The organism is Enterococcus sp. H57 (assembly GCF_003112495.1).
Classification (GTDB): domain Bacteria; phylum Bacillota; class Bacilli; order Lactobacillales; family Enterococcaceae; genus Enterococcus_B; species Enterococcus_B faecium.
Genome location: NZ_BEHC01000009.1, coordinates 53,985 through 68,038, shown reverse-complemented (window position 1 = coordinate 68,038; position 14,054 = coordinate 53,985). Strand labels below are relative to the sequence as shown.

15 protein-coding genes, 1 tRNA gene and 1 pseudogene are annotated in these 14,054 nt (G+C 36.5%); 4 read left to right on the top strand and 13 right to left on the bottom strand.

Features of this window, described 5'->3' with window-relative positions:
* Both acm and DIZ30_RS03075 read right to left on the bottom strand, forming a co-directional pair.
* Positions 1-1,699, bottom strand: a pseudogene (gene acm, locus DIZ30_RS03080) (collagen-binding MSCRAMM adhesin Acm); the annotation flags it as partial.
* 494 nt (positions 1,700-2,193) lie between these two features.
* On the bottom strand, positions 2,194-2,493 hold the full coding sequence (locus tag DIZ30_RS03075) for a bacteriocin immunity protein (protein WP_002289237.1): 300 nt from the start codon (positions 2,491-2,493) through the stop codon (positions 2,194-2,196).
* A 350-nt stretch (positions 2,494-2,843) separates the two neighbouring features.
* Here DIZ30_RS03075 and DIZ30_RS03070 point away from each other — a divergent pair, with 350 nt between their 5' ends.
* Both DIZ30_RS03070 and DIZ30_RS03065 read left to right on the top strand, forming a co-directional pair.
* Positions 2,844-3,476: a pentapeptide repeat-containing protein gene (locus DIZ30_RS03070; RefSeq protein WP_002289236.1), complete on the top strand. Its 633-nt coding sequence runs from the start codon at positions 2,844-2,846 to the stop codon at positions 3,474-3,476.
* A gap of 122 nt (positions 3,477-3,598) precedes the next feature.
* Positions 3,599-4,237, top strand: coding sequence for a CPBP family intramembrane glutamic endopeptidase (locus tag DIZ30_RS03065; protein WP_002303626.1), 639 nt, complete (start codon positions 3,599-3,601; stop codon positions 4,235-4,237).
* A 118-nt stretch (positions 4,238-4,355) separates the two neighbouring features.
* Here DIZ30_RS03065 and DIZ30_RS03060 read toward each other — a convergent pair.
* Positions 4,356-4,428, bottom strand: a tRNA-Thr gene (locus DIZ30_RS03060).
* Between the two features lie 120 nt (positions 4,429-4,548).
* Between DIZ30_RS03060 and DIZ30_RS03055 the strand changes: the two genes are divergently transcribed.
* Positions 4,549-4,791 carry a hypothetical protein gene (locus DIZ30_RS03055; RefSeq protein WP_002294094.1) on the top strand — a complete coding sequence of 81 codons (243 nt, stop codon included), beginning with the start codon at positions 4,549-4,551 and terminating at the stop codon, positions 4,789-4,791.
* A 138-nt stretch (positions 4,792-4,929) separates the two neighbouring features.
* Here the strand turns inward: DIZ30_RS03055 and upp are convergent, their stop codons facing one another.
* The 9 genes from upp to DIZ30_RS03010 form a co-directional block, all read right to left on the bottom strand.
* Positions 4,930-5,559: a uracil phosphoribosyltransferase gene (gene upp, locus DIZ30_RS03050; RefSeq protein ID WP_002294095.1), complete on the bottom strand. Its 630-nt coding sequence runs from the start codon at positions 5,557-5,559 to the stop codon at positions 4,930-4,932.
* A 133-nt stretch (positions 5,560-5,692) separates the two neighbouring features.
* On the bottom strand, positions 5,693-6,640 hold the full coding sequence (locus DIZ30_RS03045; RefSeq protein ID WP_002294097.1) for an alpha/beta hydrolase: 948 nt from the start codon (positions 6,638-6,640) through the stop codon (positions 5,693-5,695).
* A gap of 152 nt (positions 6,641-6,792) precedes the next feature.
* Positions 6,793-8,037 (bottom strand): serine hydroxymethyltransferase, encoded by a 1,245-nt coding sequence (glyA, locus tag DIZ30_RS03040; RefSeq protein ID WP_002324193.1) that lies wholly within the window; start codon positions 8,035-8,037, stop codon positions 6,793-6,795.
* Positions 8,038-8,211: 174 nt separating this feature from the next.
* Positions 8,212-9,237 carry an L-threonylcarbamoyladenylate synthase gene (locus DIZ30_RS03035; RefSeq protein ID WP_002318664.1) on the bottom strand — a complete coding sequence of 342 codons (1,026 nt, stop codon included), beginning with the start codon at positions 9,235-9,237 and terminating at the stop codon, positions 8,212-8,214.
* Positions 9,238-9,258: 21 nt separating this feature from the next.
* Positions 9,259-9,438: a hypothetical protein gene (locus tag DIZ30_RS03030; RefSeq protein WP_002300130.1), complete on the bottom strand. Its 180-nt coding sequence runs from the start codon at positions 9,436-9,438 to the stop codon at positions 9,259-9,261.
* Positions 9,431-10,270 (bottom strand): peptide chain release factor N(5)-glutamine methyltransferase, encoded by an 840-nt coding sequence (gene prmC / locus DIZ30_RS03025; RefSeq protein WP_002324194.1) that lies wholly within the window; start codon positions 10,268-10,270, stop codon positions 9,431-9,433. Before prmC ends, DIZ30_RS03030 begins: the two co-directional genes overlap by 8 nt.
* Positions 10,263-11,336, bottom strand: a complete 1,074-nt coding sequence (gene prfA, locus DIZ30_RS03020; protein ID WP_002289676.1) for a peptide chain release factor 1 — start codon at positions 11,334-11,336, stop codon at positions 10,263-10,265. The genes prmC and prfA overlap by 8 nt, the downstream gene beginning before the upstream one ends.
* Positions 11,337-11,338: 2 nt before the next feature.
* A complete protein-coding gene (locus DIZ30_RS03015) occupies positions 11,339-11,923 on the bottom strand; it encodes a thymidine kinase (RefSeq protein WP_002289675.1) in 585 nt (194 codons plus the stop codon).
* A 105-nt stretch (positions 11,924-12,028) separates the two neighbouring features.
* On the bottom strand, positions 12,029-12,493 hold the full coding sequence (locus tag DIZ30_RS03010) for an N-acetyltransferase (protein WP_002307216.1): 465 nt from the start codon (positions 12,491-12,493) through the stop codon (positions 12,029-12,031).
* Between the two features lie 105 nt (positions 12,494-12,598).
* Here DIZ30_RS03010 and DIZ30_RS03005 point away from each other — a divergent pair, with 105 nt between their 5' ends.
* Positions 12,599-13,201, top strand: a complete 603-nt coding sequence (locus DIZ30_RS03005; RefSeq protein WP_002289673.1) for a class I SAM-dependent methyltransferase — start codon at positions 12,599-12,601, stop codon at positions 13,199-13,201.
* A 103-nt stretch (positions 13,202-13,304) separates the two neighbouring features.
* On the opposite strand, the gene lepB is transcribed toward DIZ30_RS03005, so the two are convergent.
* Positions 13,305-13,874: a signal peptidase I gene (gene lepB, locus DIZ30_RS03000; protein WP_002294105.1), complete on the bottom strand. Its 570-nt coding sequence runs from the start codon at positions 13,872-13,874 to the stop codon at positions 13,305-13,307.
* Positions 13,875-14,054: the final 180 nt, after the last annotated feature.

Genomic DNA, 14,054 nt, shown 5'->3' with positions numbered 1-14,054 from the left:
GTTGGATCGGTTGACCGTCGGCTAATAGATTTACTGTGATCGTCGTCGGTCGTTTGCCGTCTTGGTTCTCATTGTCTTCCCATGTTTTTTGTCCTGAGACTGAAATGACTTCTTTATTCTCATTTGTAACGACTAGCCCGTTTTCAATTTTTTGATAACCTGAAGGGACATAATCATTTCCGTTTTGATCTACTTCTTGCACTTTAAACGTATATTCGTTTCCACTATCATCATACTGTTGGATATCTTCCCAAGTCACTGAAGTTATTCCATTGTCTAATCGTTTTGTTTCTGCATCAGGAACTGGTTCCCAATTGTTTGTACTTGCTCTGAATAATTTAAAATAAATACTCGGTCTTGGAGTGGTTCCACCGTTCCAAATTTTAGTTGCTGTGATGTTCGTAACCTTTTTCTTGTTATAAATAGGTAAACTGACTCCCTCTGTATCATTTTCGTTTATGGAGAATTTGAGTTCATTTGAACTTAGTGGATCAAAATCAATCCAATTGGGTGCTTCTTTTTCTTTTACAACATAGTCTCCTACTTGCAGGCCTTTGATACTAGCTTCTCCCTGTTCATTCGAAGTCAACAGGATACTAGACTGTCCTTGAATAGGCTGTTCATCTGCTCGTCTTAATTCGAAAGTCACATTTGGGATACCAATCTCTGTGTCATTAATATATTTGAAAATCTTCAATTAGCCTCTAACTGTACCGTTGACTCCACCAGAAGCTGAAATATTTTTAACTGTATGATTGAAACTTTCTCCATCAACAGCAGGTTTATTAAATTCTTTAAACCAAGCTTCCGAATGATTCTCAAAATTTATTTGTTCTGGGTTTTCTATGATCGTCTTATAACTCACCATTATTTTCCTAAGATTGACAAAGTTTTTTGGTATAGTTATTTCAATGTAATTATCAGTTACTGAAAAATTAAATGTAGCGCCGGGGAAATCTTGTAAAAATTGTTGGATTCCCTCTTCTCCTCTATAAACCTTCTGTTCACCTAAGTGTATTTGATTAATTTCAAACGTACTTGGATCTAATCTTTGTCCACTTTGGATTTCATCACTGATTTTAACTGGTTGTTCAACATAAGTGCCGTTATTGTTAATATTCAAAAACCATCGAATGTGCTTAGTATCTTCAGGTAGCATGTCTCCTGTTTTATAATAAAAAACGCTAGAAGAAGAACCAGAAGCTGGCTTTGTCACATTTACAGTAGCTGTTTTATCACCGCTCGTCACGGTGAATGGTCCCGTATTTTCTTCACCGGTATCGGTTACGTTTCTGGCCTGTATCTCAAATTGCCCCCAACCTTCTACTGAGTCTAGGTTTTTAATATTTTCATTAAACACAACCTGCGCAGAATCTTTTCTGACCGTTAAAGTTCCAACATTTTTATTTTCAATCATTAATGGGATTTCTTTTTGGAATCCTTCACCGCGAATATTTCCTTCACTTGGCCAATTGATCCAAAGATAATCACCTGGTTGGATATTTTGTTTTTTTTCGTCAAACGAGAATTTTACTTTTATGTTTCCTCCATCTGTAATATTCGTTGGGTCCACGGTCAACGAAGTGACATTACTGCTGATATCTCTGCCTGCATCCGCATAGACATGAACAGGAATCAGTGATGTTATATTAGTAATAATAAATAACATTGATAAAATAATATTTCTACACTTTTTCATTTTTTCTATCTCCCCTATTTTAACTAAAAATAAAACCTACTATATCATCTCTCAAAAATCCTTTCTTCAATTCCTCCCCCACTCATTTCCAATCTTTTAACTAAAAAATTGATAGTTATTTTACAAATATTTATAAAAAATAAATATGCCAAAAAACTGTTTTTACAAGGTTTTTCCTAATGTAAATTATTTTTTCGCATATATTCATTTTATTTTACTTATTGCTTTCATTTTTTCAATCTATATTTCCAATTTTTAACTTACAAAAATGCAACATTAATAAATAACGATAGTTTCATAAAATACACTTTTAATTAACGTTATTAGTTTATACTAGCTGTTTTTGTGTTAATTAAAGGATAAAATACAATATAAAGAAACATCTGTTTCTTTATTTAGAATAAAAAAATACAGACTCTGTTCAAATAAATGAACCTAGCCTGCATTATGAGATTGACTATACTTTTTAATTCATTGAGATGAATAACTCGTTTTTATAAATGCCCAAAAGTAATCGGTGCCGAAGCCATTCCTCGACCTAATTCTTTTTCAAATTTTCCTATTGTTGATATCTCCATATAAAACGGTGATACTGGTTTAGACAATTCTCCCCTGATTGCTAACGGACGTAAACTACGTTCCAAATTATTTATGACTTTAGGATAATACTGACCTTTTTCTAAGCCTGTCTTTGCGTCTATCAAAAGTATACGTTCCTTTTCTTTGATCTCTGGATTTAAAACGAGATCATATAATTTTAGTACCATGTTTTCTATTTCTTCACTTTTAGACATCACGATTTCCTCCCAAAAATATATTTCTTCCCACTACATTCTATAAACAAAGTATACGCTACATCTAGATTTTTTTAAATCATTACTGGATTGTTAAAACCTTTCAATACACTGTTATGGCAACGATTTTTATTTTAAAAACATTCTAAATTAAATCAGTAAAAATTTTTATTCTAAGATTTTTATTAGAATTACGCCTAATTTGTGTCTCTCAGGGCAATTCTAAGAACGTTTCAAGAGATAGCGACACTATCGTTATCGAAAAAGGCGAAAACCTATCTCATTTTCTGCTAATGTAAGTTGGTTTAGCTTTTGTTAATATGACTTTATGAAAATGGAGGTAATTAAATATGATTTTTCCTAAAGTTAATGAAGCAAGCTTGAATAAAGGATCCTTTTTTCATATCTATGAAAACGAAGATTTTGAACTGTATAATATCCTTTCACAAAAAGAGGTCATCGAAAACCAAATAATCTGCCATCCAATTATTTACAAATCTATTTTCAAGTATGCATTTTTTGCTTCCAATGATTTTCAAAGAATGGAGATTACCGACTGTATATTCGAAAACTGTGATTTTTCAGGCTGTATATTGACAAAAAGCATGTTGCATCGCGTGAAATTTGTCAATTGTAAATTAACAGGTACTAAATTGATGGAAAGTTATATTGGGAACACGTTATTCGAGAATTGTAAAATGGACTATGTAAATTTATCTGGTTCAAACATAAAAGAAAGTACCTTTGAGCACTCTGTCTTATCAAGCGCAGATTTTGTAGACTGTTCCCTCACTAAAATAATGTTTTCTACTAATGATTTAGAAAATGCTAGCTTTTTTGATACTGATTTAAAAAATATCGATTTAAGTAGCAACTCCTTTGAAATGATTGAAGTACGCTCGGAACATCTAAAAAATTGTACGCTTAATCAGTTGCAAGCACTTGGTTTTGCTAGAAAATTTTTACAAATAAAAGTAGTATAATCAAAATGAATATATAAGATAAATTTTTAGCAATACAAATATCCATAAAAAAACATTGCCTATTTTAACTCTTCATGTATACTGACTCTATCTTCAAAAACTGAATAGTAGGAGTTATTATCATGAATAACATTTTAGGAAAAAAAATAGAACTTAAAAAAGGGATATTGGGCACTATTGTCGTTGTACTCGGTTTGTTAGGGTTGCTATTTGCGCCATCCATTATTAGCATTTTTTCTTTAACTATCACTGGATTTATAGCATTTACACTTGTTTTTGGTAAAAAAGATACGAAAAAAATGTTCTCGAAACCTGTCGCTCCTGTCAAAAATATAGCCAAATATTTTTTTATCAATGTAGTAATCAGTGCCGCAGTCTCGGTATTTTTGCAACAAATTTTGAAATGGGGTTTAACAGGCAATCCAATAAATGAGGCTTTCAGCCCGTTATTATTTATTATTTTGCCTATCATGATACTTGGAGAAGAATTGTTCTCAGTGTATTTTCTCGCTATTTTTTCTAGTAAGTTCAGCATTCCTGTCGCTAGTTTCTTGTCAGCAATCATCTTTGGATTTATCCATTACAGTACTTATGATAATGGAAATATTTTACACACTGTAGCACACATCCTTTTGATACAAGGGGTGGCAAGATTGTTATTCAACCAAGCTGCCATTAAAAGCAACTCGATCATTACAAGTTGGGCAGTTCATGTGATATTTGATTTCACAGCTATATTGCTAGTCGTTTTATTCTCCTAAATTTTTATAGAAATAATACATGCTCTATTGCTAAGAAAGCATACTTTATTTCCTTTAAACAAAAAGACAGATGTATCAATGGATTAAAAATCCTTGATATATCTGTCTTCTCTTTTAATGCCAGCTATAGGGATCGAACCTACGACCTACGCGTTACGAGTGCGTTGCTCTACCAACTGAGCTAAGCTGGCCTTATCCAAAAGAAATTATATACTCTATTTGGCTGATTGTAAAGAGTCCGATGGAAAATTAGTTCAATTTCATGATATTTTTCATAAAACGTGGTATAATTGATGTGAAAGGCAGGTTTTATGAAAATGGCAACTTTTGGAAAATTTGATACAACTATCGTACCATCGGAAATTGGTGAAAAATTCAAGATCAATACTCACGTAATGTTCACAATTCACGGCAAGTCGCAAACTGGAACGATTTCAAAGCAATTGAAAAATTCCGCTGTTGTTGAGATTGATGAAACTGCAGAAAATGCGAACTTGATGACGCAAAGTAAGGGTGTAGTAATCGTTAACTACAAAGAACTAAAAAAGATTTGAATTTGACCATCTCTGCATTTTTGGGATGGTTTTTTTATATGCAAACGAAAGCTGTGAAAAAGCTGTTCTGCATCAAACATTAAAAATGACCAAAAAAGGATGTGACAAAAGTTGTGTCACACCCTTTTTCGTATTTACTTATTTTGTACCAAACAAACGGTCACCCGCATCCCCTAGTCCAGGAACGATATAACCATGTTCATTCAATTTTTCATCTAGAGAAGCTGTATAGATGTCAATATCAGGATGCGCTTCTTGCAAAGCTTTTACTCCCTCAGGTGCCGCTACCAAACAAACAAATTTAATGTTCGACGCGCCACGTTCTTTCAATGCATCGATTGCCATGATTGCTGATCCGCCTGTTGCCAACATTGGATCTACTACAAACAACTGACGTGCATCAATGTCTTCTGGAAGTTTGACGAAATATTCATGTGGTTCCAATGTTTCTTCATCTCGATAAAGACCGATATGTCCCACTTTAGCAGCTGGAATCAATTCCAAGATACCGTCAACCATTCCAATACCTGCGCGCAAGATTGGAATAATCGCTACTTTTTTACCAGACAACGTTTTTTGTGTTGTTTCAGTGATCGGTGTTTCGATCACGATGTCTTCCAATGGCATATCCCGTGATACTTCATATGCCATCAACATAGCGATTTCATCGACTACTTCACGAAAAACCTTTGTTCCGCAGTTTTTGTCCCGAATAATAGTTAGTTTGTGTTGAATCAATGGATGATCGATCACTTGAAATTTGCCCATTTTTTAAGCTCTCCTTTGTTCTGTCGTTTCTTTTTAATTGTAAAACAAAATCAAGTGATTGACTAGTCAAACTCGCCATTTTTCCTAAGAAAATCCGTTTTTGAAAAGAAGTTTTCCTGCGGACAAGCAAAGCTTATTCTTTTTTCTTGATCCAAGAAGTAGATAATGCCATTGCTGCACGCGTTGCCTTTGTCTGATCCATAGCATTTACCATGACAAAATCATGGATGATTCCTTGGAAGCGTACTTGTGTAACAGGAACCCCTGCATCACGAAGTTTGCGCGCATAAGCCTCACCTTCATCTCTTAATACATCCGCTTCTCCCGTTAAAATCATTGCTGAAGGAAGATCATTTAGTTCATTTATATTTGCTCTCAAAGGCGAAGCTGTGATTTCAGCACGCTCTTCTTCATTCGTCGTATATTGGTCCCAAAACCACATCATTCCTTCTCTTGTCAAAAAATAGTTTTCTCCGAATTCATGATAGGAATCTGTATCAAAATCAGCGTTTGTGACTGGATAATACAGCAATTGCTTGGATATTGGGAGGCCCTTTCGTTCTTTTGTTAAGATCGTCATGACTGTAGCCATGTTACCACCTACTGAATCTCCTGCAACGATTAGATTCTCGAGATCCAGATTTTTTGACTTGGCTAATTTATTCAGCTGTTGCAACACAGCATAATTTTGTTCAATTGCTGTTGGATATTTTGCTTCTGGTGATCGACTATATTCTGGAAAGACAACGACGGAATTCGTACGAACCGCAAGTTCTCTGATCAATTTATCATGGGTTTGAGCACTGCCAAAAACCCAGCCTGCTCCATGAATATAAAAAATAACTGGTAATTTATCCATATTCCCTTCTGGTCGTACGAGACGAATATTGAGTTTTCCCCATTCGCCAGTATCCACCATCAAGTCTTCAATATCGACGGAATATTTGTTCACAGGTGATTCTTGTACTTCTTCTAGTAAAGCTCTTCCTTCTTCCGGTGCTAGTTCATAGATACGCGGATGAGGCGCATTTGCATCACTGAATGCTACTGCTTCCTTTTCTAACGAGATACGATCAGTCATGACTTTTCCTCCCTAAGATTTAGTGTGAAGACTAAAATTACACCTCATATACTAGAGAGCATCACCGATATTGTCAAAGAATCCGTTTTCCCAAAAAATAAACAGAAAAGCCCAACATTGAACTTTTCTGTTTACTAATGGAATTTAAATTTTTATTTTTTATGCAACGGAAATTTTTCAGTTAATTCGCGTACACCTGTTTTGACTTCGTCTAGTTGAGCGTTATCATCTTTTGCTTGTAATGCTTTGACAACTAGTTCAGCCACTTTTACAGCATCTTCTTCTTTGAACCCGCGAGTAGTGATTGCTGGCGTGCCGATTCGAATACCGCTTGTTTTGAATGGACTTAGTGTTTCAAAAGGAATCGAGTTTTTATTTACAGTGATATTCATACTGTCCAAAATGCTCTCTGCTTCTTTTCCATTTATACCTAACTCGCGAACATCGATCAACATCAGATGATTATCTGTCGCCCCTGAAATGACTCTGGTTCCAATTGCTTGATTGAAAACTTTGACCATTGCTTTTGCATTGGCGATGATTTGTTCACTATATTCTTTAAATGCAGGATCTAATGCTTCTTTGAATGCTACTGCTTTACCCGCAATCACATGCTCTAGAGGGCCGCCTTGAATACCAGGAAATACCGCACTATTTATTTTTTTTGCTAATGCTTCATCGTTTGTCAAAATCATGCCGCCTCGAGGGCCACGCAATGTTTTATGAGTGGTAGTCGTTGTGATATCTGCATAAGGAACTGGATTAGGATGAAGTCCTGCTGCTACTAATCCTGCGATATGTGCCATATCTACCATCAGTTTTGCGCCTACTTCATCTGCGATTTCTCTGAATTTCGCAAAGTCGATCGTTCGTCCGTAAGCACTGGCACCTGCTACGATCAATTTTGGTTGATGTTTTCTAGCTAAAATACGTACCACATTATAATCAATAACTTCTGTTGTCGGATCAACACCGTAAGCAACAAAGTGATAGGTTTTGCCACTGAAGTTGACTGGTGATCCATGTGTTAGATGTCCGCCTGCGGAAAGATCCATTCCTAAGATCGTGTCCCCTGGTTCTACCAAAGCGAGATAAGCAGCCGTGTTGGCTTGAGAGCCGGAGTGAGGCTGGACGTTCGCAAATTTCGCTCCGAATAATTCTTTTGCACGGTCAATCGCTAAATTTTCAACGATATCGACAAATTCACACCCACCATAATAGCGATGCCCTGGATAACCTTCTGCGTATTTATTTGTCAAGATACTTCCTTGTGCAGCCATCACTGCTTCGGAGACAAAGTTTTCAGAGGCAATCAGCTCCAAATTATGTTCTTGTCTTTCTTCTTCTTTGGCGATCGCAGCCCAAAGATCAGGGTCAAACGTTTTGTAATCTACCACAAACAACAGCTCCTTTTTATTTTCCTACAATTTTATTTTTCCCATCAAAAACAAATTGCCAAATATTCGTATCTCTTCTATTACGATTAGTTACGCTTAGTTTTTCGTTCACTGATAGAAGATTTACTTGATAGCATTGTATCATACTAAAAGAATGCGACAATAACCAATTGATCATTTTTCAAAATAATTTTGTCCTGCTGCTTTTTTCAAGCGATTCATATAAGCATTCCCCAATCCAGTTTCTGGATACACTTGTACAAAAATCAAATCTAATCCAAGTGTTGGTTCATCTAATCCTCTTAGACCTGCAAACAATCCTTTAGCCGCCGCTTCTACTGAGTTGTCGTTATACATATAAACAGCTGCAGTATCTGTCCGCACTTGATCCGCAATTTCGGGGCTTGCTATGACACCTGCACGGATCTTCTTATTTTTTGCCCATTGAACTGCAGTTGACCAATCGCCATCTCTGACCATCAGAACACGTGTATCGGGTGAGTAGTGTTTGTATTTCATCCCAGGGGCTTTTGGTGTTTCATTTTCTTTTACAAGATGCTGATCAATAGCAACAGGAGATTCGATGACTGCTTCGATTTGTTCTTTCGTTACTGCACCTGGTCGTAAAATCATAGGCATGGCTGTTGGATCACTTAAATCAAGAACAGTGGATTCTACACCAATTCGCGTAGCTCCATCATCAATAATCCCGGTAATTTTTCCTTGTAGATCATGATATACATGATCTGCAGTCGTTGGACTTGGTTTTCCCGACGTATTTGCACTTGGACCGACAAGCGGAACACCGGAAAGTTCGATTACTTCTAGTGTTTTTTTGTTATCCGGCATACGAAATGCAGCTGTGGATAATCCTCCCGTCACAACTGAGGGCAAAGTGTCTTTTTTGATCTTAAATATCAAAGTTAATGGTCCAGGCCAGAAGTTCTTCACAATCTTCTCTGCTGCCGGATGAAAGTTGTCCACATACTCTTTTACTTGTTCAAAAGAGGCGACATGGACGATTAATGGATTATCTTGCGGTCTCCCTTTTACAGAAAACACTTTCTTGACAGCGTTTGGTAAAAGAGCGTTGGCGCCCAATCCGTATACTGTTTCGGTAGGAAAAGCAACAAGTTCTCCTTCTTTCAGTGCTTCGGCTGCCTCTTGCAATTCTGTTTCATCATATCGTTTCGTTTCCACAGTTTATCCACAACCCCTTTTTCATACATTCTTATTTTGTCTGAGTTTATCCTCAAGTTTTCCACTGTTTGTGGATAATCTATTTGTCAATAGTGGATAAACTTGTTGATAAACCAAAAAGTCGTTTACATCCTTGTCAAATAAGTGTTTTTTTATAATAAAAAAACAAATAAAAAATTTTTCATCCACAACTTCAACCATAAACTTGGATCATTCGTTCATTGCCAAAAAGATCCTTTTTTATCGCCACTTTTTTATCTGGAAATGCTTGCTGAAATATTTTTTTTACTGCTTCACCTTGGCGAAATCCGATTTCTAAAAAAATCTTTCCATTTGATTTTAGTACGCTTGGTGCTTCAACTGCTATTTTTTCATAAATAGCTAATCCATCGTTCTCAGCAAAAAGGGCCATTTTAGGTTCGAATGACCGGACACTTTCATCCATCAGTTCCCATTCATTCCGACTGATGTACGGCGGATTAGAAATAATCACATCAAATTGCTGATCCATTACTGGTCCTAATGTATCTCCATGATAAAAACTGATTTTCGTTCCTTCTTTCTGAGCATTTTCTTTCGCTACTTCTAATGCTTCTTCTGAAAGATCCACAGCAGATACATGCCAATTTTTTCTTGCTGCTTTCAAACTAATAGCAATTGCTCCAGTCCCTGTCCCAATATCTATCACTTCTAACGGTACACCAGGCGTCTCCTCTAAACACCATTCGACTAACTCCTCTGTTTCTGGTCGAGGGATCAGTGTTGCTTCAGTTACCTTTAACCGATGATCATAAAAATCTGCATATCCTAGCAAATACTGAGGTGGATGATCTGCAAGCAGAAGTCGCAGATCGGTTTCGATCAACCGCTGTTCTTCTTCTGAAATCTCTTCGTTCATATGAAGGAGCCAATCAAGTTTTTTCCATTGTTTTCGTTCCAAAAATAAAAATTGGATACTATATGCTTCTTTCCCATGATCCTCTAAAAAAGAAGAAGCCCGTGACAGGACTTCTCGATAGGTCATTTTACCCATTTTGCATAGCTTCCAGTTTTGATGTTTGATCATACATGATCAATGCATCAACGATCTCATCTAATTTCCCTGCTAAAATCTGATCTAATTTTTGGATAGTTAATCCGATACGATGATCAGTCACACGATTTTGCGGGAAATTATACGTCCGGATCCGTTCTGAACGATCCCCAGTTCCGACTGCTGATTTTCGATTGGCATCATACTCGCTTTGTGCTTCTTGCTGGATCTTATCGTACACACGAGCACGCAAGATTTTCATTGCTTTTTCACGGTTCTTGATTTGAGAACGTTCATCTTGCATAGCAACAACGATCCCTGTTGGTAAGTGAGTCAAACGTACAGCAGATGCTGTTTTATTGACGTGCTGTCCGCCAGCACCTGAAGCATGATAGATATCTGTACGGATATCTTTGTCTTCAATATCGATCTCTACTTCTTCAGCTTCTGGCATCACGACAACTGTTGCGGTGGAAGTATGGATACGCCCTTGCGATTCAGTTGAAGGAACACGCTGGACGCGGTGCGCACCACTTTCATATTTTAATTTCGAATATACGTTGTCTCCGGTGATCATCATGATCACTTCTTTATATCCACCGATTCCGGTAACGTTAGCTTCCATCACTTCTGTTTTCCAGCCTTGTGCTTCAGCATACTTTTGGTACATATTGAAAAGATCGCCAGCGAATAATGCTGCTTCGTCTCCGCCTGCTGCTCCACGGATTTCCATGATGATATTTTTATCGTCATTTGGATCTTTTGGTAAAAGCAAGATCTTGATTTTTTCTTCTAAGACTTCTTTTTCTTTTTTTAATTCAGATAATTCTTCTTTTGCTAGTTCAGCCATTTCATCATCCAGTTTTTCACCAAGCAGTTCTTCTGTATCGGTGATTCCTTGTACTACTTCTTTATAACGACGATAAACTTCGACTGTTTCGCGCGTGTTTGCTTCTTCTTTTGAAAGCTGCATAAAACGCTTTGTATCAGAAATCACTTCTGGGTCACTTAAAAGTTCTCCAAGCTCTTCATAACGGTCTTCAATTGCTTGTAATTGATCGTACATGCTTATTCTCCTTCTGTAATCATTGATGGGTGAAAGTAATGTTTTCGACAAACGGGGTAATAAGCTTCATTTCCGCCAATTTGCACTTGATCGCCTTCATAAACAGGGTTTCCATCAATATAATGTAAATTCATGATTGCTTTTTTGTGGCAGAACCAACAGATTGTTTTCATTTCTTCGATTTTGTCTGCATAAAGCAATAAATATTTTGATCCTTCAAATAACTCGTTTCGAAAATCATTTTTCAAACCAAATGCCATAACCGGAATATCCAATTCGTCCACAATTCTCGTAAAAGCAATGACATGTTTCTTTTTTAAGAATTGCGCTTCATCGATCAGCACACAATAGGGTTTGCTTTCCATTTTCTGAATTACGTCAAATACGTCTGTTTCTTCAAATATCGGCATCGCATTACGTTTCAGTCCGATTCGGCTTGAAACAACGCCTAAACCATCTCTTGTATCAATACCGCTTGTCATTAAGACAACTGGCTTATTTTGTTCTTCATAATTATGTGCGACTTTTAGGATCTCGATCGTCTTGCCGCTATTCATTGCGCCATACTTAAAAAATAGTTGTGCCATGCTCTTTTTCACCTTCCAATTTGTTCCTATGGTATTATACTTGATTTTCAGCATTTTTTACAGTGAGAATTTTCATCAAGCACAGATTAGTATTAAATCTATTGCTCACTTTTGTTCCAATTTTTTGACAAGAACTAAACATGGGTTCCATTCATCCCATAAATTTGGAAAAACTTCCAACCTTGAAAATCCTAATGATTCGTAGAAACAAATAGTTTGATCATATATAGAGTAGTGCCCCTCGTCTACAGTCTTCACTTGCAAATATTTGTAATGTTTTGCTGCGTAACCTTCTGCTTCTTTAAAAAGTTTTGTTCCTAATCCTTGGTGATGATAGTCTTTTTTTATTCCCATACAATAGATTTCGGCAGTATCTTCACTTGTCTGTGAAAGAGTGATAAAGCCTAAATATTCTTCTTTTCTTTTTTCACACCATAAAGGTAGTTTACTTGATTCCTCGATATATTTTTCCGTTGATTCAGGAAGCCCAAACCACTCAGGCAAGTCTAGTAATATTTCTCGGACACACTTTCCTTTTTCCTCTCTATCTTTTACAAACGATATCGGCATATTCTTTCTAGATTCTCCCTTTTTGAATTGAGTATAGCATGCTTTCTTTCTTTTCACGTGCTATAATAAGTTAAAATTTCAAAGTTTTACGTAAGGAGCTATTTGATGACAAAAAATATTTTTGATTCCATCGCTAACCATTATGATTCCCCTGACCGTCAAGCATTAGCCAAGATTATTCGCGAAGAACTAACTACTTATCTACCGCGCGACAGCCACCAAAAAGTCCTGCTGGATTACGGAGGCGGAACTGGGCTTGTTAGTTTACCGCTTGCGGAAAGATTCAAAGAACTGATCATTGCCGATGCTTCAGAAACTATGCTGAAAATGGCAGAAGAAAAGATCCAAGCAGCAGATCTGAAAAATGTCCGAACGATCCACGCTGATGCTTCTGTCGAATTTCCTGCTGTCCAAGCTAATCTCATCCTTCTATCACTTGTACTTTTACACATTCCTGATACGGAGAATATTCTTACAAAACTTTATGAAATTTTAGCTCCTGGCGGTCAATTGATCATCGTAGACTTTGACAAGAATGAACAAATTAGTCATCCGAAAGTCCATAATGGCTTTAGCCAAGAAGAATTGAATAATCGATTGGAAAAAACGGGCTTTGTCTCTGCTACTAGTCATACCTTCCATCGTGGGGAAAAGCTATTTATGAACAAAAACGCTTCGCTTTTCTTATCCATCAGCCAAAAAGCTTAAAATGAGATTGCAAAAAAAGTGAGCAACTCCAAGAAATAAGAAGGAATTTTCGGAAAAAGAAGCTGTGACAAAAAACATGTCACAGCTTCTTTTTATTTTTTCATCACATGATTTTAATTTCTGAAAGAGGCCAATAACGGAAAACAACTTTTCCTTGGATCATATCTTTGTCGACTAACCCAAACATTCGGCTGTCTTTTGAAATCAAGCGGTTATCGCCTAGAACAAGATACTTTCCTTTTGGCACAGTATATTCAAAGTCACTCGTAAAGGTGGATGAACTTTCTGCTTGTGCTTGGAATCCTGAGCTATAAGCATATTCTCCTTGTAACTTATCTTCTGAAAATTCTTTTTTGAACTCATCCAGATAAGGTTCATCATACTTTTTGCCATTAATGGTCAACTGGTCATTTTCCATCTTGACTGTATCTCCAGGCATACCGATGATCCGTTTAACAATCATCCGTTCTTCATCCCCCGGTTCCTTTGTAGTAATAATATCCATTCGTTCATAGTTTGAGATCTTAGATGAAATCAATCGTTGTCCATCACTTAATGTAGGGTCCATCGAATGCCCGTTTACAGTAACTGGTGTAAACACGTACACTCTAGCTAATAAAATAGCCGCTAATACAAGGATCAAAATCCCCCAATTTTTCAAAAATTCTTTCACAGCTTACCTCCTACTTGTATTTTCCTCGTTATTTATTACGTTTTTTCACAATACTTCGTTGTACTTTCTTTATTCTACAATGTTTATAAATGAAAGGAAAGAATAAGTGATGTGTTCGTCTTATCTTTCTCGTTATATAAAAAAGGAACGTGACAAAAGACGTGTCACATCCCCCTTATT

Coding starts and splice junctions, on each gene's coding strand:
- DIZ30_RS03075 (WP_002289237.1), bottom strand. CDS start 2,493: ATGTCTAAAAGTGAAGAAATAGAAAACATGGTACTAAAATTATATGAT.
- DIZ30_RS03070 (WP_002289236.1), top strand. CDS start 2,844: ATGATTTTTCCTAAAGTTAATGAAGCAAGCTTGAATAAAGGATCCTTT.
- DIZ30_RS03065 (WP_002303626.1), top strand. CDS start 3,599: ATGAATAACATTTTAGGAAAAAAAATAGAACTTAAAAAAGGGATATTG.
- DIZ30_RS03055 (WP_002294094.1), top strand. CDS start 4,549: ATGAAAATGGCAACTTTTGGAAAATTTGATACAACTATCGTACCATCG.
- upp (WP_002294095.1), bottom strand. CDS start 5,559: ATGGGCAAATTTCAAGTGATCGATCATCCATTGATTCAACACAAACTA.
- DIZ30_RS03045 (WP_002294097.1), bottom strand. CDS start 6,640: ATGACTGATCGTATCTCGTTAGAAAAGGAAGCAGTAGCATTCAGTGAT.
- DIZ30_RS03030 (WP_002300130.1), bottom strand. CDS start 9,438: ATGGTTGAAGTTGTGGATGAAAAATTTTTTATTTGTTTTTTTATTATA.
- prmC (WP_002324194.1), bottom strand. CDS start 10,270: ATGGGTAAAATGACCTATCGAGAAGTCCTGTCACGGGCTTCTTCTTTT.
- prfA (WP_002289676.1), bottom strand. CDS start 11,336: ATGTACGATCAATTACAAGCAATTGAAGACCGTTATGAAGAGCTTGGA.
- DIZ30_RS03015 (WP_002289675.1), bottom strand. CDS start 11,923: ATGGCACAACTATTTTTTAAGTATGGCGCAATGAATAGCGGCAAGACG.
- DIZ30_RS03010 (WP_002307216.1), bottom strand. CDS start 12,493: ATGCCGATATCGTTTGTAAAAGATAGAGAGGAAAAAGGAAAGTGTGTC.
- DIZ30_RS03005 (WP_002289673.1), top strand. CDS start 12,599: ATGACAAAAAATATTTTTGATTCCATCGCTAACCATTATGATTCCCCT.